This is a genomic window from Nocardioides baekrokdamisoli, assembly GCF_003945325.1.
Lineage (GTDB): Bacteria > Actinomycetota > Actinomycetes > Propionibacteriales > Nocardioidaceae > Nocardioides > Nocardioides baekrokdamisoli.
Map to the genome: position 1 here is coordinate 1,638,533 of NZ_AP019307.1, position 21,757 is coordinate 1,660,289.

At 68.1% G+C, this 21,757-nt stretch carries 20 protein-coding genes; 7 read left to right on the forward strand and 13 right to left on the reverse strand.

All coding sequences use genetic code 11. The annotated features are described in order from the left end of the window. Window positions 1–51: 51 nt before the first annotated feature. From KCTC_RS07905 to KCTC_RS07920, 4 genes are read right to left on the reverse strand one after another with little or no spacing between them, the layout of a single operon-like run. Entirely contained in the window at window positions 52–846 is a 795-nt protein-coding gene (locus tag KCTC_RS07905; protein ID WP_125568367.1) for a crotonase/enoyl-CoA hydratase family protein, read from the reverse strand. Between the two features lie 54 nt (window positions 847–900). Beyond that, window positions 901–1,704, reverse strand: coding sequence for a lysophospholipid acyltransferase family protein (locus tag KCTC_RS07910; protein ID WP_231998638.1), 804 nt, complete (start codon window positions 1,702–1,704; stop codon window positions 901–903). Beyond that, on the reverse strand, window positions 1,701–2,903 hold the full coding sequence (locus tag KCTC_RS07915) for a fatty acid desaturase family protein (protein WP_125568369.1): 1,203 nt from the start codon (window positions 2,901–2,903) through the stop codon (window positions 1,701–1,703). The genes KCTC_RS07910 and KCTC_RS07915 overlap by 4 nt, the downstream gene beginning before the upstream one ends. Window positions 2,904–2,906: 3 nt before the next feature. Continuing rightward, the gene (locus KCTC_RS07920; protein ID WP_231998639.1) at window positions 2,907–4,028 is read right to left on the reverse strand and encodes a ferredoxin reductase; all 1,122 of its coding nucleotides are present in this window, start codon (window positions 4,026–4,028) and stop codon (window positions 2,907–2,909) included. An 83-nt stretch (window positions 4,029–4,111) separates the two neighbouring features. Between KCTC_RS07920 and KCTC_RS07925 the strand changes: the two genes are divergently transcribed. Both KCTC_RS07925 and KCTC_RS07930 read left to right on the forward strand, forming a co-directional pair. Further along, on the forward strand, window positions 4,112–5,239 hold the full coding sequence (locus tag KCTC_RS07925) for a helix-turn-helix domain-containing protein (protein ID WP_125568373.1): 1,128 nt from the start codon (window positions 4,112–4,114) through the stop codon (window positions 5,237–5,239). Window positions 5,240–5,264: 25 nt separating this feature from the next. Then, on the forward strand, window positions 5,265–6,677 hold the full coding sequence (locus KCTC_RS07930) for a carboxyl transferase domain-containing protein (RefSeq protein ID WP_125568375.1): 1,413 nt from the start codon (window positions 5,265–5,267) through the stop codon (window positions 6,675–6,677). Between the two features lie 7 nt (window positions 6,678–6,684). On the opposite strand, the gene KCTC_RS07935 is transcribed toward KCTC_RS07930, so the two are convergent. The 5 genes from KCTC_RS07935 to KCTC_RS07955 all read right to left on the reverse strand — a co-directional run bounded on the left by KCTC_RS07935 (window position 6,685) and on the right by KCTC_RS07955 (window position 10,931). Further along, window positions 6,685–7,068: a hypothetical protein gene (locus KCTC_RS07935; protein ID WP_125568377.1), complete on the reverse strand. Its 384-nt coding sequence runs from the start codon at window positions 7,066–7,068 to the stop codon at window positions 6,685–6,687. A 22-nt stretch (window positions 7,069–7,090) separates the two neighbouring features. After that, window positions 7,091–8,260, reverse strand: coding sequence for a dihydrolipoamide acetyltransferase family protein (locus KCTC_RS07940; RefSeq protein ID WP_197715291.1), 1,170 nt, complete (start codon window positions 8,258–8,260; stop codon window positions 7,091–7,093). Next, a complete protein-coding gene (locus KCTC_RS07945) occupies window positions 8,257–9,243 on the reverse strand; it encodes an alpha-ketoacid dehydrogenase subunit beta (RefSeq protein WP_125568381.1) in 987 nt (328 codons plus the stop codon). Before KCTC_RS07945 ends, KCTC_RS07940 begins: the two co-directional genes overlap by 4 nt. After that, window positions 9,240–10,358 (reverse strand): pyruvate dehydrogenase (acetyl-transferring) E1 component subunit alpha, encoded by a 1,119-nt coding sequence (gene pdhA, locus KCTC_RS07950; RefSeq protein ID WP_231998640.1) that lies wholly within the window; start codon window positions 10,356–10,358, stop codon window positions 9,240–9,242. The genes KCTC_RS07945 and pdhA overlap by 4 nt, the downstream gene beginning before the upstream one ends. A gap of 123 nt (window positions 10,359–10,481) precedes the next feature. Next, complete coding sequence (locus tag KCTC_RS07955) at window positions 10,482–10,931, reverse strand: Lrp/AsnC family transcriptional regulator (RefSeq protein WP_164512530.1); 450 nt, start codon at window positions 10,929–10,931, stop codon at window positions 10,482–10,484. 159 nt (window positions 10,932–11,090) lie between these two features. Here KCTC_RS07955 and KCTC_RS07960 point away from each other — a divergent pair, with 159 nt between their 5' ends. Continuing rightward, complete coding sequence (locus KCTC_RS07960; RefSeq protein ID WP_125568385.1) at window positions 11,091–14,597, forward strand: indolepyruvate ferredoxin oxidoreductase family protein; 3,507 nt, start codon at window positions 11,091–11,093, stop codon at window positions 14,595–14,597. Here the strand turns inward: KCTC_RS07960 and KCTC_RS07965 are convergent. Both KCTC_RS07965 and serS read right to left on the reverse strand, forming a co-directional pair. Continuing rightward, a complete protein-coding gene (locus tag KCTC_RS07965) occupies window positions 14,594–15,415 on the reverse strand; it encodes an HAD family hydrolase (protein WP_125568387.1) in 822 nt (273 codons plus the stop codon). The genes KCTC_RS07960 and KCTC_RS07965 overlap by 4 nt on opposite strands. A gap of 4 nt (window positions 15,416–15,419) precedes the next feature. Then, window positions 15,420–16,691: a serine--tRNA ligase gene (gene serS / locus KCTC_RS07970; RefSeq protein WP_125568389.1), complete on the reverse strand. Its 1,272-nt coding sequence runs from the start codon at window positions 16,689–16,691 to the stop codon at window positions 15,420–15,422. 43 nt (window positions 16,692–16,734) lie between these two features. Here serS and KCTC_RS07975 point away from each other — a divergent pair, with 43 nt between their 5' ends. Together KCTC_RS07975 and KCTC_RS07980 are read left to right on the forward strand one after the other, a co-directional pair. Then, window positions 16,735–18,267, forward strand: a complete 1,533-nt coding sequence (locus KCTC_RS07975) for a diacylglycerol kinase family protein (protein ID WP_231998641.1) — start codon at window positions 16,735–16,737, stop codon at window positions 18,265–18,267. A gap of 38 nt (window positions 18,268–18,305) precedes the next feature. Continuing rightward, entirely contained in the window at window positions 18,306–19,055 is a 750-nt protein-coding gene (locus tag KCTC_RS07980; RefSeq protein ID WP_125568391.1) for a hypothetical protein, read from the forward strand. A 15-nt stretch (window positions 19,056–19,070) separates the two neighbouring features. On the opposite strand, the gene KCTC_RS07985 is transcribed toward KCTC_RS07980, so the two are convergent. Then, on the reverse strand, window positions 19,071–19,493 hold the full coding sequence (locus KCTC_RS07985) for a DUF4446 family protein (protein ID WP_125568393.1): 423 nt from the start codon (window positions 19,491–19,493) through the stop codon (window positions 19,071–19,073). A 22-nt stretch (window positions 19,494–19,515) separates the two neighbouring features. Between KCTC_RS07985 and KCTC_RS07990 the strand changes: the two genes are divergently transcribed. Then, window positions 19,516–20,367 (forward strand): prephenate dehydratase, encoded by an 852-nt coding sequence (locus KCTC_RS07990; protein ID WP_125568394.1) that lies wholly within the window; start codon window positions 19,516–19,518, stop codon window positions 20,365–20,367. After that, the gene (locus KCTC_RS07995; protein WP_231998642.1) at window positions 20,367–20,963 is read left to right on the forward strand and encodes a TMEM165/GDT1 family protein; all 597 of its coding nucleotides are present in this window, start codon (window positions 20,367–20,369) and stop codon (window positions 20,961–20,963) included. Before KCTC_RS07990 ends, KCTC_RS07995 begins: the two co-directional genes overlap by 1 nt. A 54-nt stretch (window positions 20,964–21,017) precedes the next feature. Here KCTC_RS07995 and KCTC_RS08000 read toward each other — a convergent pair whose 3' ends face one another. Further along, entirely contained in the window at window positions 21,018–21,629 is a 612-nt protein-coding gene (locus KCTC_RS08000) for a nuclease-related domain-containing protein (RefSeq protein WP_125568398.1), read from the reverse strand. Window positions 21,630–21,757: the final 128 nt, after the last annotated feature.

The window sequence follows — 21,757 nt, forward strand, 5'->3', positions numbered from 1 at the left end:
GGATGGCAGGCGGGACGACCTTCCGAACGTTCGGAAGATCGGCGGAGGGGGTCAGCGGGAGCGGGGCTTGAAGGCCGGCTCCACCTTCTTGGCGACGGCCTTCTGGATGATCTTGGTGTTCGCCCCGAAGAGCAGCGGGAGTTGCTCCCGGCGCTCGCGGGCGAACGTACGCCGCGGTGAGGCCGACCAGGTGTCGTTGAAGAGCCGCTTGGCAGCTGCCAGAGCATCGGGTGACTTGGTGGCCAACTGCTGGGCGAACGCAGTTGCGGCGGTGATCGGGTCCTCGGCGATCTCGGTGACCAGACCGAGTTCGGCAGCGCGCGTACCGGAGAACATCTCGGCGGTCATGGTGAGGCGCTTGGCGGTGTCGATGCCGACGACCTCCGACAGCGACTGGATGCCGCTCATGTCCGGGATGATGCCCCACTTGCCCTCGAGCACCGACCAGTTGGAGTCAGCGGTCGCGAAGCGGAAGTCCGCACCGAGCGCGATCTGGACACCGCCGCCCAAGCAGTGACCCTTGACCGCGGCGATCACGGGTACCGGGATCCGGCGCCACGCCCAGGCGGCGTCCTGGAAGATGTTGGTGCCGTGCCACGGGCGAGGGATGAAGGTACGCGCGACGCGGCCGGGCTGCTTCATCACGGTCGCGAAGTCGAGGCCGGCACAGAAGGCGTCGCCGTTGCCCGCGATGACGACCGCGCGCACGGACTTGTCCTTGCGCAACCGGTGGGCGACCGCGACCAGTTCCTCGAGGACGTCGAGGGTGAGTGCATTGAGCTTGTCGGGCCGGTTCAGCCGGACCTGGGCAATGCCGTCGGTGATCTCGCAGGTGACTACAGACATGCAGACAATGCTACTCGCGAGTAACTTAGCCGCGCCATGTGAAGCAGCACACGCCTAGCGGCCGGCTGCGGCTTTCGCTGCCTTGCGCTCGGCCCGCAGGCGGAGCTCCTCGGTGTACGCGGCAGCCGCCTCGTCCAGCGTCGGGGCGCCACCCCCGTACGCGGCCGGAAGCCACCACGCCTTCTCCGCGACACCCTGCTCGAAGTTCGGGTCGGCGAAGATCATCGGCTCCAGGAGTGCTTCCATCCGACGCCGGAGTTCGGCGGTCTCGGCGACCGGGTCCTCCCCCGTGACGGCCAGCGGCTCGCCCACGGCGATCTGCACGTGGTGGTGGCGCGGCTCAAGTTTGCGGCCCTTGGCCATGATCCGCTGCGTACCCCACACGACGACCGGGATGACCGGCACGCCGGCCTCGGCGGCGATGCGTACGGTGCCGGTCTTGACGTCCTTGATGACGTAGCTCTGGGAGATGGTGCCCTCGGAGAAGATCCCGACGACCTCACCGTTCTTGAGGCGTACGACGCACTCAGCCATGCCGTCCGCGCCGGCTGCCCGGTCGAGGCTGATGTGGTTGCAGCCGCGCATGATCGGACCGGTCTTGCTGTTGTCGAACAGCTCCGACTTCGCCACGAACCGGGTGAAACGACCACGCTTGACCCCCGGGAAGCCCTGGATCAGGTAGTCGACGAACGACAGGTGGTTGCACGCCAGCAACGCCGGCCCATCAGCCGGAATGTGCTCGAGGCCGGACATCTCAACGGTGATGTCACCGACCCGGAACCACGCCAGCGCGGCACGAATGATCGTGCGGTACGTCCGGTCGCGGTTCTTGTAGGGACTCTTCTCCATACGCATCATGCGTCGAGTTCCTTCTGTAGCGCCTCACGGGTCGCCTGGTCGGAGTTGGTCATCTGCTTCAACAGCCGGAGCTGCTTCGGAAGGGTGCGGACGGTCGTCTTCTGCAGCCAGTTGTTGGGCAGCGACAACCGGACGATGCGGTGCCAGGCCGAAGCGACCTGAGGAATGAACGGGCGGCTGTTGTAGTCCAGCGCGTACCGCTCGAAGAGGTTGCGCACCCGCGGAGCGACCTGGGCGTACCGGTTCGACGGCAGGTCCGGCCAGATGTGGTGCTCGATCTGGTGCGACAGGTTGCCGCTCATCAGGTGCAGCAACGGCGGGCCGGAGATGTTGGCCGAGCCGAGCATCTGGCGCAGGTACCACTCGCCGCGGGTCTCGTCGGGGTCGATCGCCTCGGTCTCGAAGGTCTGGACGCCCTCGGGGAAGTGCCCGCACATGATGATCGCGTGGGACCAGACGTTGCGGATCACGTCGGCGGTGAAGTTGGCTGCGAGCGTCGTCAGGAACGAGGGGCCGGACAGGGCCGGCAGGAGTACGTACTCCTTGAACGCCTGGCGCTTCACCTTGTCGAGCGTGCGCTTGGCATCGCTGTGCCATTCGGGGGAACGGTCCTTCATCGGTACGCCCTTGAGCTGACCGACGTTCAGGTCGTACGCCGCGATGCCGTACTGGAAGAACAGCATGTTGAAGAAGTTCAGGACTGGCTGCGCGAGATGACGCGGCTCCCAGGTCTGGTCCTCATCGACCCGCATGATCCCGTAGCCGAGGTCGTTGTCCTGGCCGACGATGTTCGTGTACGTGTGGTGGGTCTCGTTGTGGCTGCGCTGCCAGAGGTCCGTCGGGGTGGCGGAGTCCCAGTCCCAGACCGTCGAATGGATCTTCGAGTCCCGCATCCAGTCCCACTGACCGTGCAAGACGTTGTGGCCGATCTCCATGTTGTCGAGGATCTTGGCGATCGACAGGCCAGCGGTGCCGAGCAGCCAGGCCGGCGGGAAGATGCTCACCATCAGGACCGCGCGCGACCCGATCTCGAGGTAGCGCTGCGCCTTGATCACTCGACGGATGTACGCCGCGTCCGCTGCACCACGACTCTCCATGACCTCGCGGCGGATCTCGTCCAACTCACGGCCGATCGCCTCGATGTCAGCGGCGGTCAGGTGTGAGATCGGCGAGTTCGCCTGCTTCGTCACAGCGGTCATGAATCATTTCCTCGCGGTAATGGCGCAGGCCCCGGCAGCACCGTTGATGCAAGTCTGCACCGAGACGCCGTTTTCCGCAGTCTCCCCCGGACGCGCCTCGACAATCGTGCCAGTCCGGAGGTCGCGCACCGCGCCCTCGGTCATCGGCAAGACGCATCCCATGCAGATGCCCATCCGGCAACCGCTCGGCATCAGGACCCCCGCTGCCTCTGCAGCGTCGAGGATCGTGCTGCCCGCCGGAACGTCGATGACCTGGCCGGCGATCGCGACAGTGCCGCCTTCTGCCGGGGTGATCGTCGAGACCCGGAACTGTTCGATCTGGAGTTCGAGACCACGCTCGTCGTGGTGCGTACGCAGTGCGTCCAGGAGGGGGCCGGGACCGCAGGCGTACGTGACGCGCTCGGCGAGGTCCGGGACCAAGGACCCGAGCTGCTCGACGTCGAAGAAGCCGTACTCGTCGTCATAGTGGGTGATCAGGTTGATCGCGCCAGCGGACCCGAGCTCCTCGAGGTTGCGCACGAAGATCGAGTCCGGGTGGCTGGGCGCGAGGTGGACCACGGTGACGTCGAGGTCGGAGTGCGGGCGCACCCCCTCGTCGGTCACCGGGTAGAGGTTTCGCAGCATCCCGATGACCGGGGTGATGCCCGACCCGGCGGTCACGAACAGCAGTCGTCGGTGGCTCTGATCGAGGACGAACTCGCCGGCTGCCTGCTCGAGGTGCACGATCGTGCCGGGCTTGGTCTGATGCACCAAGAACGGACTGACCACGCCATCCCGGACGGCCTTGACGGTGATCGAGATCCGACGATCGCGACGCGGTCCGTGGGTCAGTGAGTACGCCCGCCAGTGGCGTACTCCGTCGACATCGATGCCGATCCGGATGTACTGCCCCGGAACGTGCCCGGCCCAGTCACGACCGGGCTGCAGCACGATCGTGGCGGCGTCGCGGGTCTCCGGCTGGACCTCGACGATCCGGGCACGGAGCGGTGCACCGGAGCGCAACGGGGCGACCAGGTCGAGGAAGTCGTCGGGGTCGTGCGGCGTCAGCGCCATCTCGGCGAACCGGCGTCCGCGGGCACGGACGAGCGCGCCGAACCCGCTGGGTACGTCGTTGGTGATGGCCATGTATCCCATCCTGAATCGGGATGCGTCTAAAGTCCTGTGTATCAGGCGTGAATAACCAGCCGCAGATTGTTCGTGGAGAACAAATGAGTACGAGTTTTGAAACGCTACCCCCGGAGCTGATCGATCAACTCCGGACGAGTCTGCCGACCGTCGCCGACGAGGTGGTAGCGGCGGTGATCGCGGGGGTGCCCAGCTATCAGCGGGCGCTGCAGGGACCGATGGGCCAGACCATCGCCAACGCGGTCCATCTGGCCCTCGACGGCTTCCTCAACCTGGGGCCCACCGAGGCCGGCCCCACGCCGCCGGCCGTCGACGGCGCCTTCAAGTTGGGTCGGGGCGAGGCTCGGTCCGGGCGTACGACGGAGGCGCTGCTGGCCGCGTACCGGATCGGCGCGCGTACGGCGTGGGAGCGCCTGTCCGGGATCGCCGTGGACAACGGCATGAGCCCGAAGGCTCTGGCCGAGTTCGCTGGCATGACCTTTGCGTACATCGACGTACTCTCGGACGCCTCCGCGGCCGGCCATGCCGAGGAGCAGGCGACCGCCGGGCGTGCGCGGCAGCGGTATCTCGAGCAGCTCGCGCGGCTGCTCGTCGAAGGCGCCTCAGCCGACGCGATCGAGGCCTCTGCGGAAGCCGCCGAATGGCCCCTCCCGACCAACCTCACCGCGATCATCACGCCGCTGGCGCAGACCGGGACCGTGCTCGCGGGCCTGCCGGCAGCGACCCTGGCGTTGGCCGAGGCGCCCGGCGCGGCAGACGCATTGCTGCTCTGGGTGCCCGATGCGGGCAGGGGCCTACTGAAACGCGCAGCCAGCGGGCTCGGCGCCGTGATCGGCCCGACGCGTCCGTGGCGCGAGGCCGACGCGTCCTTCAACCGGGCCGTACGCGCCTGGCAGAACAACCTCCTCGGTGACACCGACGACCATCTGGTCACCCTGCTGCTGCGCTCGGATCCTGCGGCGCTCGCGGATCTGCGCGTACGCATGCTGGCGCCGCTGGAATCGCTGCGGCCCTCGGCCGCCGAGAAGCTGACCGAGACGCTGCGGTCGTGGCTGCTGCACCACGGGCGCCGTGAGGACATCGCGGCGGCACTGTTCGTGCACCCGCAGACCGTGCGATACCGGATGCAGCAACTGCGGGATCTGTATGGCGATCGGCTCGAGGATCCGGAGACCGTACTCGCGCTGACCGTGGCGCTGGGTGATGGCTGATGCGCGGAGTCATTAGGGTTTCGCCGTGCCTCGCGTGACCGCCCGTGACCTGATCGGCCAGCTCTTCGACTCCTGGGAGTCGTGGGATGTGCCGGCGTCGTACGTCGGGCTGCCCGAGACCTACTCGTACGAACTGGCGACCGCGGCACACAAGGCGGGCGTCGATGAGTCCGTGCTGACCGGCGAGGCCGTGCTCGGTGGGATCCGGGTCGCGGTGCTGGTGTCGGAGTTCGGGTTCCTGGCAGGGTCGGTCGGGCGGGCTGCGTCCGAGCGGCTGATCGCGGCGATCGAGCGGGCCACTGCCGAAGGCCTCCCGCTGATCGGGCTGCCCTGCTCCGGCGGGACCCGGATGCAGGAGGGCACTCCGGCTTTCGTGCAGATGGTGCGGATCGGTGCCGCCATCGCAGCCCATCGGGCCGCGCACCTGCCGTATGTTGTCTGGCTGCGGAACCCGACCACCGGTGGCGTGATGGCCACCTGGGCGTCACTGGGTCAGATCGTGTGGGCGGAGCCGGGCGCGCTCGCCGGCTTCCTCGGACCGCGGGTGTACGAGGCGATCCACGGCGAGCCGTTCCCCGAAGGAGTGCAGGTCGCGGAGAACCTTGCCGCGCGCGGCGTGATCGACGAGGTCGTGCCTCTGGCATCGCTCCGGTCGCGGCTGATCGAGGTGACGTCGGTGCTGGCGCCTCCCGCCGGACCGCGCGCGGGCGAGCTGAGCCAGGTCGCGAGCTCCACCGATCCCGATGCGTGGGACTCGATCCTCACCACCCGATCAGCCCGCCGCCCCGGGATCCGCGAACTCCTCACCGGCGTCCCGCACGTACCCCTCAGCGGCACCCAGGCCGGCGAGGCCGACCCGGGCATCCTGCTGGCCGTGGCTCGATTCGGTGACCAGCCGTGCGTCGTCGCCGCCCAGGACCGGGCGATGCAGGCGCGTACGCCGTTCGGGCCCGCGGGGCTTCGGACGGTACGTCGCGGGATCCAGCTCGCGTCAGAGCTGGGCGTCCCGCTCGTGACAGTGATCGACACCCGAGGGGCAGCTCTGTCGGCCGAGGCCGAGAACGGGGCGATGGCTGGCGAGATCGCCCGCACCCTGTCCGACCTCGTCAGTGCAACCTGTCCCACCGTGTCGGTGATGCTCGGCGAGGGCAACGGCGGCGGCGCGCTCGCGATCCTGCCGGCCGATCGGATCATCGCCACCGAGGCTGGCTGGCTCTCACCGCTGCCACCCGAAGGTGCCTCGGCGATCGTGCACCGCGACATCGCCCATGCCGACCAGATGGCTCGCGCGCAGAAGGTACGGGTCCAGGATCTGCCGATCGACGTGTTCGTTCCGGAGGGCGAGCGCCTCACCCAGCGCGTACGCGCCGCGATCGGTGCGGCCGTCGCCGGACTGGTGGCCGGGACCGCGCAGAGCCGCGCCGACCGGTTCGCCTGAGTGCTGCCTAGCAGCCCGTGACCGTACCTAGGACCACTGGATCGACGTCCGGAGCGTCGTAGCCGTAGTGGATGTCGGACGGCACCGACTTCAGCAGTCCGGCAAAGACCAGCGTCTTCATGTCAGGGGCATAGATCCCGTTCTGCCGGTGGTAGAGCTCGGTCGCATTCGTCACCTCGGTGACATCAACGCGGCACTGCGCGACCGCGGCCTCGTCGCTCGGAGCCACCGAGACCGTCGGGAACGGTGACGTCCGGATCGGCGGCAGGCCGTCGGGCGTGCTCGGCCCGATCGTCGGAGACGATCCGCCACCTGCCGACGAACTGCCGCACGCCGTCAACACCGCCATGGCGACAGCCATGCCGAGGGCGTACGCACTGCGAGAAGTCATTGCTCCATCATCGCGTGTCGGCCTAGAAGGTGAGAGCCGTACCCGGTTCCTCGATCATCCGGACGATGTCCCGGAGGAAGCGCGAACCAGCCTCGCCGTCGATGTGACGGTGGTCGAAGGTGAGGCTGACAGTGACCACATCGCGCGGAACGACCGCGTCACCCACGACCCACGGGCGCTTGGCGACCGCGCCGATACACAGGATCCCGCTCTCGCCCGGGTTGAGCAGCGGCGTACCACCCTCGATCCCGAACGGGCCGATGTTGGTGATCGTGAAGGTCCCGGCGACCTGCGCCTCGGGTTGGGTACGCCCGGCGCGCGCGACGGCGACGAGGTCATCGAGCGCCGACTCGAGGCTCGCGAGGTCGAGACGATCGGCTTCGCGGATGTTCGGCACGATCAGGCCGCGTGGGGTAGCCGCCGCGATGCCGAGGTTCACGCGTTCGTGCAGGGTCACCCCGTCCGCGGTGAACGTCGAGTTCAGCAACGGGTGTCGCTGCAGCGCGATGACCGTCATCCGGGCGATGACGGTGAGCAATCGACGGCCGACCCGCTCGGCGAGCTCGAGAGTCCGGGTGGCGTCCGTGCTCGCCCAGATGGTCACGTGTGGCACCGCTGCGGAGGCGACCATCGCCTCGGCCATTGCCTTGCGTACGCCGCGGATCGGCTCGAAGGTCTCCATCGGCGGCTCGGCGACGCGCGTGAGATCGTCGGTGGTGATCACGCCGTCAGCGCGGGTGGCGACCACCGCCTCGAGCTCGATGCCGCGCTCTCGGGCAGCCAGCCGAGCCGCAGGTTTGGCGAGGACGACGCGGGAGGCCCGGATCTCCTTCGGCCCGGACCCGACCAGCGTGAGGGGTTGTGCCGAATCGTCCGAACGTTCGGATGATGCAGAGGGGACCGTCCGAACGTTCGGAAGATCGGCGGGGGGTGTTGATGGGACCGACACCACCTCGTCCACCGCTCCGATCCGGACCAACGCAGTCCCCACGGGCACCGTGGTGCCGACTGGCACGAGGATCTCCGAGACCACGCCGGCGTACGGCGTCGGCAACTCGACGACCGACTTCGCGGTCTCGATCTCGCAGATGATGTCGTTGATCGCGACGGTGTCGCCGACGTCGACCCGCCAGGTCACCAACTCGGCCTCGGTCAGGCCCTCACCGACATCGGGCAGCGCGAACTCATTCACCACGACCAACTCCGATCGATCGCCTCCAGCACCCGGTCCACATCAGGCAACCACGACTCCTCGACCCGGGAAGGCGGATACGGGGTGTCGTACCCGCCGACCCGCAGCACCGGCGCCTCCAACGAGTGGAAGCACTCCTGCATGACACGGGCCGCGACCTCGGACCCCATGCCGAGATTCACATGCGCTTCATGCACCACCACCACATGACCGGTGGCGCGGGCGGCGGCGAGGACCGGGTCGAGGTCGAGCGGCGAGAGCGTACGCAGATCGATGACGCCGACCGACCGCCCTTGACGTTCGGCCTCCTCGGCCGCCGCGACACAGGTCGCCACCGTCGGCCCGTACGCCACCAACGTGGCCTCCGAGCCCTCGCGTACGACCCTGGACGCCCACAGCGACTGCGGGCTCTCGTCGAGGGAGATGTCCGCCTTCGCGGCGTGATACTGGCGCTTGGGTTCGAGGAAGATCACGGGGTCGTCCGAGGCGATCGCCTGCTGGATCATCCAGTAGCCGTCGACCGGGTTGGAACAGGCGACGACGTTCAGCCCCGGGGTGTGCGCGAACTGCGCCTCGGGCGACTCCGAGTGATGCTCGACTGCGCCGATGCCGCCGCCGAACGGGATCCTGATCACCACCGGCAGACTCCACCGACCGCCCGAGCGATAGTGCAGCTTCGCGAGCTGGCACACGATCTGGTCGTACGCGGGGTAGACGAAGCCATCGAACTGGATCTCGACCACCGGCCGGTAGCCACGCATCGCCAGGCCAATCGCGGTGCCGACGATCCCGGACTCGGCCAACGGGGTGTCGATGACCCGCCCCTCGCCGAAGTCCTTGAGCAGGCCGTCCGTGACCCGGAAGACGCCACCCAACGCGCCGATGTCCTCCCCGAGGAGGACCACCTTGGGGTCGTCCTCCATCGCCTTCCGGAGGCCAGCGTTGAGCGCCTTCGCCAGTGTGATCGACGTGAGGGTGGTCATCGCGCCGCACCAGCCCGCTGCAAGAACGCCGCCTGCTGGGCCGCCAACTCATCGGTCTGTTCGACGAAGACGCGGTCGAAGAGCGCCGCGGGATCAGGATCGGGCAACGCCTTGCAGCCCTCGCGCATCTTCACGCCCAGCGCGTCAGCTTCAGCCGCCAGCGACTCGAAGAACTCCTCGCCCGCCAGACCACGACGGCGTACGTACGCCTCGACCCGCGCGAGCGGATCCTTCAACTTCCAGTGCTCGACGTCCTCGCTGAGCCGGTAGCGGGTCGCGTCGTCGGAGGTGGTGTGCGCGCCCATCCGATAGGTGTACGCCTCGACGAACGTCGGGCCGCCGCCCTCGCGAGCCCGCTGCAGAGCGGCCGACATGACGGCGTGCACAGCCAGCACGTCGTTGCCGTCGACGCGTACGCCGGGAAAACCAAAGCCTTCCGCGCGGTGATACAGCGGGATCCGGGACTGGCGTTCGGTCGGCTCACTGATCGCGAAGTGGTTGTTCTGGCAGAAGAACACCACCGGCGTCTGGAAGGACGCGGCAAAGACAAAGGCCTCGTTGACGTCACCTTGGGAAGTGGCGCCATCACCGAGGTGCGCGACCACCGCCGTGTCGCGGTTCGAGTCGCCGGTGCCGACGGCACCGTCGTGGAGCACCCCGAGCGCGTACCCGACGGCGTGCAGCGTCTGGGCGCCGATGACGATCGTGTACGGCGCCAGCCTCGTCGTGGTCGGGTCCCAGGTGCCCTGGTCGACCCCGCGGTAGAGCGCCAGCAACTTGAGCGGATCGACACCGCGACACCAGGCGACGCCGTGTTCGCGGTAGGTCGGGAAGACGAAGTCCTGCGTCCTGAGCGCGCGACCCGCACCAATCTGCGCGGCCTCCTGGCCGAGCAACGGCGGCCACAGCCCGAGTTCGCCGTGACGCTGGAGGGCAGTCGCCTCCCGGTCGAGTCGGCGTACGAGATGCATGTCCCGGTACAGGCCGAGGATCTGGTTGTCGGTCCCCGCGAAGGTGTAGTCCGGATGGCTGACTCGTTCCCCTTCGGGAGTGAGCAACTGGACCATTTCGGCCTCGCTCGGCATCGGTGCGAGGTAGTCATCCAGAGACGTCATTACGTACTCCTTCAAGGGCGGTGCGGGGTCTCCGCGAGTGCCGTCAGGTGCCTGGCGGGGTGAGCCAGATCACTTGATTCGAGAGTACTCCCGAGGTTGCCGGGAACGGCGACACCAGAGCGGTCAGACCGCCTGACTCCAACGGTCCAGGACGACCATCGTCTTCGTACTGGCCACCCGTCCGGACGCACGGAGTTGCCGCACGATCCGGCCCAACTCGTGCACGCCGGACACATTGATCCGCACCATCGCGTCCGGATCGCCGGCGAGGGTCAGCACCTCGCCGACCTCGGGGATGTCGCCGATGAGCTCGAGCAGCGCAGGCAGTTCGAGGCCTGCCTGATAGCGGAGTTCGACGACCGCCTCGATCCCGGAGGCGACCCGGCTCTGGTCGACCTGGACCGTGTAGCGCTCGATGACGCCGGCGTCCTCGAGCCGGGCGATCCTTCGCTGGACCGGAGCGACGGTGAGCCCGACCTGTTCAGCGATCGAGCGCAACGGTCGGCGCGCATTCTCCTTCAGGAGCCGCAGGATCTGGTGGTCGACATCGTCGAGGGCAATCGGATCGCTCACGCATAAAAGAATACGTCGCTCGCAACAAATGAGACAGGTTGGCGCCTCCAACGTCGGGATTGTCACGCATTTTCGCTAAATGCCGAGGCCGCACTGGTGAGCCACGCCACATATCGCGCATGGTGGTCACGCGCCCCCGCGAACACCCCTTGGAGCATCATGGCAACGATCCCGACCGTAGGCCCGGCCCCGAGAGACACCGCCGTCGAGCCGATCGCCGACTACGACCTCGGTCGACGCTTCCGGGTCGGGAGCCAGCCGATGCTGCTCACCGGGGTACAGGCACTGGTGCGGATGATGGTCGAGCACAGGGCGTTGGACCGACGCCGGGGTCGCCACACGGCCTCCTTCGTGTCCGGCTACCAGGGCAGCCCTCTCGGCGGGTTCGATACCTTGCTGAACGGCATGCCCGACGTACTCGAGGACAGCGCGATCACGTTCGTACCCGGGCTGAACGAGGAGCTCGCGGCCACGGCCGTGTGGGGCTCGCAGTCGGTGATCCCTGGTGCCGCTGCGCGCTACGACGGTGTCACCGGCTTCTGGTACGGCAAGGGTCCGGGCTTCGACCGGGCGACGGACTCGTTCCGCCACGCCAACATGTACGGCGCCAACGCTGACGGCGGCGCCGTGCTCCTGGTCGGCGACGACCCGGCGTCCAAGTCCTCGACCGTCCCGGCGGTCAGCGAGCGGACCGCGTCCACGCTCGGCATTCCGGTGCTGTTCCCGCGCAATGCCGCCGAAGTCGTCACGCTCGGTATGCATGCGGTCGAGATGTCCCGTGCGTCCGGTTGCCTGGTCGCGCTCAAGATCGTGGCGGACGTGGCCGACGGCGCGTGGTTGGTCGACTACCGAGCCAGCGACATCGACCCGGTCCTTCCGGAGATCGAGTGGAACGGCAAGCCGTGGACGTACACCCAACGACAGGTGATCGTCCGGCCCGACGCGATCATCGGCGCCGAGGCCGAGATGGTCGGCCCGCGTACCGAGATGGTCAAGGCGTACGCGGCGGCCAACGGACTCAACGTGATCGAACTCGACGCCCCGAACGCCACGATGGGCTTCGTCGCCTCCGGCAGTTGCTACGACTCACTGCGGCAGGCCTTCCGCGATCTCGGCGTCAGCGACGACGACCTCGCACTCGGCGGCATCCGGATCCTGCGCCTGGGGATGATGAGCCCGATCGAGCCGACGATCATCGAGACCTTCGCCGACGGGCTCGACACGATCGTGGTGGTGGAGGACAAGACCTCCTTCATCGAGACCCAGATCCGCGACATCCTGTACCGCACCCCGAACGCCCCGAGGATCATCGGCAAGAAGGACGCCCAGGGCGCTCGTTTCATCCCCGACGACGGCGAACTCACCTCCGGCCGACTGTTGTCGCCGATGCGCCACCTGCTCCAGGGCCGCCTCACGGTGACCCCGCCGGCCCCGAGCCGTACGCCACTGCCGATGCTCTCGACGAGCCGCGCGGCGTACTTCTGTTCGGGCTGCCCGCACAACCGCTCGACCGCGATCCCGGAGGGCTCCATCGGCGCCGGCGGCATCGGCTGCCACGTCATGGTGACCACCTCGCAGCGCCAGGACAGCGCGGTGGTCGGCGTGACCCAGATGGGCGGCGAGGGCTCTCAGTGGATCGGTCAGGCGCCGTTCACCGAGGTCGACCACATCTTCCAGAACCTCGGCGACGGCACGTTCTTCCACTCCGGACAGCTCGCGCTGCAGGCCTGCGTGGCCGCCGGAGTGAACATCACCTACAAGCTGCTCTTCAACGAGGTCGTCGCGATGACCGGCGCCCAGGACGCCGAGGGCGCCCTCGACGTCCCGCACCTCACCCACAAGCTCGCTGCGGAGAAGGTCGCCAGGATCATCGTCTGCAGCGACGAGCCGACGAAGTACCGCAAGCGTGACCTCGCCGCGGGCACGGTCCTGTGGGATCGCGACCGGCTCGACGAAGCGCAGCGCATTCTGCGGGAGATCCCCGGCGTCACCGTGCTCATCTACGACCAGCACTGCGCGGCCGACGCCCGCCGTCAGCGCAAGCGCGGCGGCATCAAGGAGCGTACGAAGCGCATCGTCATCAACGAGGCGGTCTGCGAGGGCTGCGGCGACTGCGGCGTGAAGTCGAACTGCCTCTCGGTCCAGCCCGTCGAGACCGAGTACGGCCGCAAGACCCAGATCGAGCAGACGTCCTGCAACACCGACTACAGCTGCCTCGACGGCGAGTGCCCGTCCTTCGTCTCGATCGAGACCGCGCCCAAGCGACGCAAGAAGATCAGGTCGAAGAAGCGCGTCATCCCGACGCCGCCGGAGGTTGCTCCTGCCGCGGGCGAAGTCAGGGTCACCACCACCCAGAACGCTTTCCTCGTCGGCGTGGGCGGCACCGGGATCGTGACCGTCAACCAGGTGCTGGCGACGGCCGCCGTCCGCGCCGGCTACCAAGCCGAGTCCCTCGACCAGACCGGCGTCAGTCAGAAGGCCGGCCCGGTCGTCGGTCACCTGCGTTTCAGCGGGGCCGACCTCGAGCCGGCGAACCGGCTGACCCCCGGATCAGCCGATGTGTTCCTGGGATTCGACCTGCTCACGCTGGCCGAGGCCCGCAACCTCGCCTACGGCGACGCATCGCGTACGCACACGATCGTGTCCACGTCGCGCACGGCCACCGGTGCAATGGTCTACGACCCCGCGGTGCAGCACCCGGACGAGGCGGACCTGCTCGACCGCGTACGCAGCGTCAGCGCTGCGCTGTGGGACTTCGACGGGCTCCACGCCGCCGACGCGATCTTCGGGAACCGGCTCGCCGCCAACTTCCTGTTGGTCGGGGCCGCGTACCAGGCGGGCGCTCTCCTGCTCCCCGCCGCCGCGATCGAGGACGCCATCACCATCAACGGCACCGCAGTCGCGTCGAACATCGCCGCCTTCCGCTGGGGCCGGGCTGCCGTCGCCGAGCCGGCAGCTTTTGCCGCAGCCATCGCCGGTCGCACTCCGCGACCGCTACCGGCCCCGCCGGCCTCGGTCGCAGCGGCCTCGCTGCCGGCCGATGTCGCTGAGGTCGTCGGGCGGCGTGCTGCGGACCTGGTCGCGTTCCAGAACGAGGGGCTGGCTGACTCGTACGTCGCCGTCGTTGAGCGCGTCGCGACTGCTGAGGCCTCACTCGGCGTGGGCACCGATCTCGCCCAGGCTGTCGCGCGGAACCTGTTCAAGCTGACTGCCTACAAGGACGAGTACGAGGTCGCGCGGCTCATCACCGACCCGGGCTTCCTGGCCGACACCGAGGCCGCGTACCCGGGTGCCACTGCCTCCTTCATGCTCCACCCGCCGGTCCTGGCCGCGATGGGACGCAAGAAGAAGATCGCTTTCGGCCCGCGCAGCCGACCGGTGCTGCGGACCCTGGCGAAGATGAAGGGGCTGCGAGGGACGGCCTTCGACCCGTTCGGGTACGCCGAGGTTCGGAAGGTGGAGCGCGAGCTGCGCGACCACTACCTCGGGCTGGTCACGGAGCTGACCGCCTCGCTGACCGCCGACAACCACGACCGCGCGGTGGAGATCGCCGGACTGCCGGACATGGTGCGTGGGTACGAGTCGGTCAAGCTCGGCAACGTCGAGCGCTACCGCCAGGCGTTGGCCGACCACGGCGTCGAGCTGGGCACGCTGGCACGGAGCTAGGCCGGGAACCAGCGACGCAGTTCGACCGCGACGCCGTCGTCCTCACAGCTCGCGGTGACCGCGTCGGCCGCTGCGATCGCCTCGGGCAGTGCGTTGCCCATCGCGACGCCACGGCCGGCCCATTGCAACATTTCGACGTCGTTGCGACCGTCACCCATGGCCAGGACGTCGGCAGCGTCAACGCCGATCTCCCGGCAGACGTACGCCAGGCCCGAGGCCTTGTTGACTCCGGCGGCAGCGATGTCCATCCAGGCGGTGAAGCCGACCACGTACTCGATGTCATGCAGCCCGAGTCGCTCCGCGGCGCGTACGAAATCCTCGACCGACGCACCGGGATCGCGGACGATCACCCGGTCGACCGGCTGGGCCAGGAGCTCATCGAGAGGCACGACCCGCATCTCCCCGATGAGTTCACCCGGCGGGAAGAGGCCGTTGAGCCGGTAGCCGACGCCACGCTCCTGGACGGCGACCAGTGCGTCGGGATGCATCTGCAGGATCTCCGCGACCACCGGCCCGGCGTCAAAGGTCGTCTCGTGGACGGCCTCAAGCGGCGGCCACGTCATGACGGTCGAGCCGTTGCCGACGACGAGCCAGATCCGGTCACCCTCGTCCGGCAGGCCAAGCAGGTCGGCGGCGTTGATCATGCCGAGCGCGGAGCGCCCCGAGCAGAGTGCGATCGTCGCGCCTGCGTCGTACGCAGCCCTGACCGCAGCGACCACCGCGGGCGAGACCTGTGTCGACGCCTGACCGACGCCGTCAATCCACTGGACGACCGTCCCGTCGAGATCGAGAGCGACGACGCGCGGCTTCCAGGTCACGCCGTCACGCTAGCGGCGTGAGGACCTCGCGGCCCATCCATTTCTGCAGGGCCAGGGGCACGCGTACGGAACCGTCCGGCTGCTGGTGGGTCTCCAGGATGGCGACGATCGCGCGCGTGATCGCGGTCAGCGTGCCGTTGAGGGTAGCCACAGGCGTGGTGCCGTTCTCGCCACGCATCCGGGTGTCGAGGCGCCGGGCCTGGTAGTCGAGACAGTTCGAGGTCGAAGTCAGTTCGCGGTACTTGCCCTGCGTCGGGATCCACGCCTCACAGTCGAACTTGCGGCTGGCGGAGTTGCCGAGGTCGCCGGCGGCCACGTCGATCACCCGGTACGCGAGTTCGAGCTTGTCGAGGAAGGCCTTCTCCCACGCCAGCAACCGCTCGTGCTCCGCGTACGACTCCTCGAGGGTGGTGTAGACGAACATCTCCACCTTCTCGAACTGGTGGACGCGGATGATGCCCTTGGTGTCCTTGCCGGCCGAGCCGGCTTCCTTGCGGAAGCAGCTGCTGAAGGCCGCGTACCGGCGCGGAAGGGTCTCGGGATCGAGGATCTCGCCGGAGTGGTAGGCCGCCATCGGCACCTCGGACGTACCGACGAGGTAGAGGTCCTCGCCCTCGATCCGGTAGACGTTCTCCTCGGCCTGCTCGAGGAAGCCGGTGCCCTCCATCGCCTCGGGGCGGACCAGGGCAGGGGCGATCACCGGAATGAAGCCGGCCTCGCGGGCCTGCTCCATCGCCAGGTTGATCAGGGCGAACTCCAACTCGGCACCGACACCGGTCAAGTAGTAGAACCGGCTGCCGGAGACCTTGGCGCCACGCTCCAGGTCGATGGCGCCCAGCAACTTCCCCAGCTCGACGTGGTCACGCGGCTCGAAACCCTCCGCCGCGAAGTCACGGGGGGTGCCGACGGTCTCGACCAGAGCGAAGTCGTCCTCGCCGCCCGCCGGGGTCTCCTCAGCCGTCACGTTGTGGATCGACTTGAGCAGCCGGGTGTAGTCGGCCTCAGCGGCACGCTGGGTCTCCTCGAGCGCCTTGACCTCGGCCGAGAGCTCCTTGGTGCGAGCCAGCAGCACCTGCTTCTCCTCGCCCTGGGCCTTCGCGACCTGGCCTCCGAGCTGCTTCTGCTCGGCGCGCTTGGCCTCGAACGATCCGATCGCCTCGCGGCGTGCCTTGTCGGCGGCCAGCGCCTCATCGACCACGGACCCGCTCAGCCCCCGCTTGGCCTGCGAGGCGCGTACGCGGTCGGGCTCGTCACGGAGAATGCGCGGGTCGATCACGCGCAGAGCCTATCGGCCCCAGCGGGGCCCCTAAACTTCTCGCGTGCTGCGTCGGACCCGTCTGCTGGTGCTCGAAGGGGCTGGGATCGCGTACGCCCTGATGGTCCTGCTCGGTGTCGGCGTCCGGCACGGTTGGTTGTCCGGGATCGACCGATGGCACCCCGCCGTACGGCTGAGCGACACCTGGCGCCTGGTCGAGGTCCTCGGTGGCACTGTCGGTGCCCTGGTCGCCGCCGCCGCCGTCGCGGCTCTGCTCTTCCGGAGGCACCGCCGGGCCAGTCTCTATGTGCTCGGTGTGGTGATCGTCGCCGAGATCCTGCACCGGATTGTCGCGTCGTCCTTCGACCGCGCCCGACCACCGTGGCAGTTCGCTGAGCATCATCTGTCCTCGCCCGGCTATCCGAGCGGGCACGTCACCGGCGCGATGGCCGTGGTCGGCGCAACGCTGGTGACGGTCAAGATGCTCACGCGTCGTCCAGCCTTCCGTCGGCTCTGGTACCTCGTCGGTGCCGTCATCGTCGTCCTCATCGCGTACGACCGACTCGCACTCGGCCGCCACTACGTGACCGACGTCGTCGGTGGGCTACTGCTCGGCGGAGGGACCGTCCTGCTCGGCCTGATGCTCTACAGCCCGTTGCCGAAGCCCGAGTGGCAACCGGAGATGGATTCAGCGCCCCGCGGGCGGCGGCTGGCGGTCGTACTCAATCCGATCAAGGTCGAGTCGGTACGCCAGTTCCGGCACACGGTGCGCCAGGTCGCGCGCGAGACCGGTTGGGACGAGCCCGACTGGTACTTCACCACCGTCGAGGACTCAGGCACCGGGATGGCCGCAGCCGCCGCCGTGGCGGGAGCCGACCTCGTGGTCGTCTGTGGTGGCGACGGCACCGTACGCGAGGTCTGCGCCGAACTGGCGTCGACGGGCATCCCGGTCGGGATCATTCCGGCCGGCACCGGCAACCTGCTCGCCCGCAACCTGCAGATCCCGCTCTACCTCCGCGCTGCGATCGGCGTCGCCCTGACCGGCCAGGACAGGGCGATCGATCTGGTCGAGGTCAGTGGCGACGGGTTCGAGGACAGCGCCTTTCTGGTGATGGCCGGGATGGGCTTCGACGCCGCGATCATGTCCGGCGTCGACGAGGGCCTGAAGGCCCGGATCGGCTGGATGGCGTACATCCTGTCGGGTCTGAAGGCACTGATGTTCCCGGCCATGAAGCTCGAGGTCTCGGTCGACGAAGGCCCCTGGACCAAGCACCGTGCACGCACCGTCGTGATCGGCAACGTCGGCCAGCTCCAGGGCGGCATGCCGCTCATCCCGGACGCGGAGATCGACGACGGCCTGATTGACGTCGTCCTGCTTCACCCTCAGCGATTCCTGTCGTGGCTGCCGCTGTCGTACCGGATCATCACCAAGCGCCCGCACGTCGACGAGACGGTCATGCGGCTCCGCGGACGTACGGTCCACGTCCGGGCGTCCGCGGACAACCCGCGCCAGCTCGACGGCGACCCGATCGCCGACGGCCGCGAACTCCTCGCGCGCTGTGCACAGGGACGGTTGCTGGTGCGTGTTCCGCGCTAGCAGGGAACCGAATGGCCGATCTCGCGCATCATGTCCTTGTGAATCGGTTGCTCACCGCCCTTGCTGCGACCCTTGCGATCGGGGTCACCGGGTGCGGATCGAAGGCGAGCGCACCTGGACCAACCGGCTCGGCGATCAGCGCTCACGCGGCTCCACAGACCGAAGCATCGCTGCGTTCGATCCTCCTCGAGCAGGCACGTCTCGCGCGAGACACGCATCCGACCAGCCTCTTCTACGCACAGCCGACGCCTCAGCGGGCCTCGTACGTCCTGCTCGCCAAGGGCTGGTTCACCGGCGGGCAGCCGAAGGCCACTGGTGTGGTGCTCTGCCTCACGGTGCCCGTCGGTACGACCAGCCCGAGTTCGGTCGTCGTCGGCGAAGCCGACCTGTGCGCCCACGACATCGGTCCGTTCGTTCGCCTCGCCGGCGTCCCGCAGCCGCACGATCCTGTCGATGAGCTTCGGGCAGTCGTTCTGGAAGCAGCAGCAGAGTGCCGGGCCACCCACCCGACTGGGATGGCCTATCGGCGGACGACGCTGGGGGTTGCTCAGCGTCTCTTCGGCCGTTCATCAGTCGATCCACCGCCGACCACGCCGAAATATCTCCTGGTCGCGCACGGCACGTTCCGGTGCCCGTGGGGAGGGACGCTCTACCAACCGTTCGCAACCGGTGACGTGCTCCTGATCGCCGTGGACGTCCACAAACCGTTCGTCAAGCCATGGCCGGAAGAGCTGCCACCAACCAGCGCAGTCACCTCAATCATCGGCCCGATGACCAGTCTTGAATGAGCCAGCCCGTGCCACTCAAGCCGCAGGCTTCGCCTGACTGAGGGCGGCTTCTTCCTGGGGCGACAGCGTGGTGGAGCACTCCCACCCCCGCAGAGCCTTGGCGTACGAGCGACCCTCGGTGCGGCCATGGATCGAGGTCAGCAGCAGGCCGTCTCCGGTGCCGTCGGCGATGACGAGCGACCAGGACAGCTGCCCTCCGACGTCGCCGAAGGCGTCGTAGCGCACGATCGCGATGTGCTGCAGGTTGCGCGAGTTCTCCACCCCGAGAGCTGCGACCTCTGACCGCAGCGCAGCCACCTCGGCCCGCAGACCGGGTACGTCCTCCGGCAGACCGTTCAGGATCAGGGGCGAGGACGCCAACCGCTGCCGGCGCTCGAACACGGCCAACCCGAGGGCAGCACCGGCGATCAGCAGCGAAATCAATGCGAGGACGACCACGTGTCGACCCTAAACTGCCACCGTGTCGTCCCCTCGAAGCATCGCCTACCAGGGCGAGCCCGGTTCCAACTCACACAGCGTCTGTGTACGCGACTACCCGGAACTGGAGTCCATCCCGTGCGCGTCCTTCGAGGACGTCTTCGCGCTGGTCGAGGGCGGCGAGGCCGATCTCGCACTGATCCCGATCGACAACTCCCTCGCCGGCCGGGTCGCCGACATCCACCATTTCCTGCCCACCAGCAGTCTCTTCATCATCGCCGAGAAGTTCCTCCGGATCCGGTTCAGCCTGCTCGGCCTGCCGGGCACGGACATCAGCGAGATCCGGACCGTACACAGCCATGTCCACGCGCTCGGCCAGTGCCGGAAGGTGATCAAGGAGCTCGGCCTCAAGCCGATCATCTCCGGCGACACCGCCGGCGCGGCACGCGAGATCGTCGAGGCCGGTGACAAGAGCCAGGCCGCGATCAGCCCGCCGTTGGCCGCCGGGATCTACGGCCTCGACGTGCTGCGTGAGGAGGTCGAGGACGAGGACCACAACACGACCCGCTTCGTCGTCCTGAGCCGCGAGTTCGTCCCGGCGCCGACCGATGCGCCGGCGGTGACGACGTTCATCTTCAACGTCCGCAACATTCCGGCTGCGCTCTACAAGGCCCTCGGCGGGTTCGCGACCAACGGCGTCAACATGACCAAGCTGGAGTCGTACATGGTGGGCGGGCACTTCGCCGCGACGCAGTTCCTCGCCGAGGTCGACGGCCACCCGGATGATCCGGGACTCAAGCGCGCCCTCGACGAGCTGGCGTTCTTCACCACCGACATCAAGGTGATCGGCGTCTATCCCGCCGATGCCGCACGTGACGAGCACAGCCGCGGCTGATGCTGACCATCGCAGCCGTCACGTTCGCGGCGATCTTCATCGTCGAACTGCCGGACAAGACGTTCTTCGCGGCACTGATGCTGGCGACCCGTTACAAGGCCCTCAACGTCTGGGCCGGCGTCTCGCTGGCGTTTGCTGTCCAGACACTGGTCGCGGTCGCCGCAGGCACGGTGATCTCGAAGCTCCCTGCCCATTGGGTGCACCTCGGTGCTGGCATCGGCTTCCTCATCGGTGCGGGATGGCTCCTGTACGAGGGCCTCAATTCACGCAAGGGCAGCGACGACGACAGCGGCGATGAGTACGCCGAGAAGGCCGTGGCTGCAGCTGGCTGGCACCAGATCGGGAAGTCGTTCCTGATCCTCTTCGCGGCCGAGTGGGGCGATCTCTCTCAGATCCTGACCGCGGTCTTCGTGAGCAAGTACCACGAGCCGATCCCGGTCTTCATCGGCGCGCTCGCGGCCCTTGTCACGGTGAGCGGGCTCGCGGTCCTGCTCGGCGGCCAGATCACGAAGTTCCTCCGCCTGCACGTCCTCCACTTCGCCGGTGCCACGCTGTGCACCGTGCTGGGCATCTGGACGTTGGCCACCGCCTTCTAGGCAGGGTGGCACTCGGCCGGCGCAACTCCCACCAGCGCGCCGACCGAGAGTTCTCTAGGCCGCTTCCCAGGTGGAGGAGCGGCGCGCGATGTCGTACGCGCTGTCGGCCACGTCGCTGGGCCACGGCGAGGCCAACTGGCCCAGCCACCAGGTGAGGGCGTCCGGCTCGACGACGGCGACTCCCTCGGACATCAGCGGAATATCGACGTGCGAAGCGCCGACCGGGACGACGATGGCGCTGACCGGCACGTTGAAGCCGAGCTTGAGCTCCATCAGAGCGCGGGCGCACAGCGCCGTCGCGCGAGCATCGACGATGGTCGAGCGGCGGCGGCCCTCGACGATGAAGGCGTCACCGCCGGCCCAGACGCGAGCGTCGTGCGTGTACACGGCCTGGACGATGAAGACACCGGCCGGGCCGACGACGACGGCATCCAGGTCGACGTCCATGGACGGGATGTGGACCGAGTGCAGCACGTGCCAGCCCTCGTGCGAGTCGGCGAAGGTGTTGAGGTGCCGACCGATGATCATCTCGTCGTCGGTGTCGCCCCACCAAGCCTGCTTCTTGCGAACCCGAGCCCCGTAGCCCGGCTCGTTCAGAGCCAGGTCGATCGAGCCGTCGTCGGCGAGCAGCCCGCCGAGGTCGTGGGGAAAGCTCAGGATCGTCATGTGAACAGGCTCACGTACTCGGGAGCGTGGAGCCTCCCCGCAACGTACGAACGTGCGGTAGTACCTTCGAACTATTCCAGTGGTCGCGATTTCTCGGCATTCCTAGCGGGCCGTCCTCCGATCCCACT

Excerpts from the sequence above, each read along its gene's own strand:
- KCTC_RS07905 (WP_125568367.1), bottom strand. The coding sequence starts at position 846 with ATGTCTGTAGTCACCTGCGAGATCACCGACGGCATTGCCCAGGTCCGG.
- KCTC_RS07910 (WP_231998638.1), bottom strand. The coding sequence starts at position 1,704 with ATGATGCGTATGGAGAAGAGTCCCTACAAGAACCGCGACCGGACGTAC.
- KCTC_RS07915 (WP_125568369.1), bottom strand. The coding sequence starts at position 2,903 with ATGACCGCTGTGACGAAGCAGGCGAACTCGCCGATCTCACACCTGACC.
- KCTC_RS07920 (WP_231998639.1), bottom strand. The coding sequence starts at position 4,028 with ATGGCCATCACCAACGACGTACCCAGCGGGTTCGGCGCGCTCGTCCGT.
- KCTC_RS07925 (WP_125568373.1), top strand. The coding sequence starts at position 4,112 with ATGAGTACGAGTTTTGAAACGCTACCCCCGGAGCTGATCGATCAACTC.
- KCTC_RS07935 (WP_125568377.1), bottom strand. The coding sequence starts at position 7,068 with ATGACTTCTCGCAGTGCGTACGCCCTCGGCATGGCTGTCGCCATGGCG.
- KCTC_RS07945 (WP_125568381.1), bottom strand. The coding sequence starts at position 9,243 with ATGACCACCCTCACGTCGATCACACTGGCGAAGGCGCTCAACGCTGGC.
- pdhA (WP_231998640.1), bottom strand. The coding sequence starts at position 10,358 with ATGACGTCTCTGGATGACTACCTCGCACCGATGCCGAGCGAGGCCGAA.
- KCTC_RS07960 (WP_125568385.1), top strand. The coding sequence starts at position 11,091 with ATGGCAACGATCCCGACCGTAGGCCCGGCCCCGAGAGACACCGCCGTC.
- KCTC_RS07995 (WP_231998642.1), top strand. The coding sequence starts at position 20,367 with ATGCTGACCATCGCAGCCGTCACGTTCGCGGCGATCTTCATCGTCGAA.
- KCTC_RS08000 (WP_125568398.1), bottom strand. The coding sequence starts at position 21,629 with ATGACGATCCTGAGCTTTCCCCACGACCTCGGCGGGCTGCTCGCCGAC.